Raw genomic sequence first — 685 nt, forward strand, 5'->3', positions numbered from 1 at the left:
GTGATGGTGAACTGATGAAAAAGATCCCATACAAGAATTCAGCTCAGATACTCGCTCATTTTGAGCTATCAGAAGAAGCAAGTGCTTTGGTAAACGTTGAGACGTTACCTACAGAGGCGATTACTAAGTTGCGAGATGCGGAGCTGAACATCGATCTTACTAACTACTTAGCACATGCACTGCTAATGCGAGAGGCGATCTGGTGGTCAGTACAAGCGACGCAGTTAAGAAAAGCGGACTTAACCAACCAAGAGCTCAAGTTGATTAATGAGAGTGGCAAATGGGTGAAAGAACCAAACGAAGCGACTCGCAGATACATTGAAAAAGCACTAGAACCTCTGCCGAATGAAAGTCCAGCCAGATGGGTAGGACAATCAGTGTTTTGGAGTGGTCAAGGCAGTATTGCACCTGCTGATTTACCAGTGGTTATGCCTGCTGATCTTCTTTACGCAAAGGCTGTTGCTGGAGCGGTTAATACAGCCGCAGCTCTGCCTGAGTGGTCAGGATATAAGGCTTACTACAAGAAGGTATTTAACAGCGCTATTGATATCGCCAATGGTGGCTCTGGTGCTACACGCGAAGGAGGCCAATGATGCCGTCTGCAGCAAGATTGACTGACGTGCACACATGCCCGATGCAAACACCGGGTACACCGCCAATCCCTCATGTGGGTGGTCCAATTGTT

The 685-nt window shown here is 47.6% G+C and carries 1 protein-coding gene and 1 pseudogene; both read left to right on the forward strand.

Features of this window, described 5'->3' with window-relative positions; all coding sequences use genetic code 11:
• Nucleotides 1-593 (forward strand): DUF6931 family protein (locus KIV40_RS33615; RefSeq protein ID WP_285353756.1); only part of this gene is annotated, 593 nt, incomplete at its 5' end.
• Nucleotides 593-685 (forward strand): annotated as a pseudogene (locus tag KIV40_RS33620) (type VI secretion protein); the annotation flags it as partial. The gene KIV40_RS33615 and the pseudogene KIV40_RS33620, both read left to right, overlap by 1 nt.

The organism is Vibrio sp. D173a (assembly GCF_030248475.1).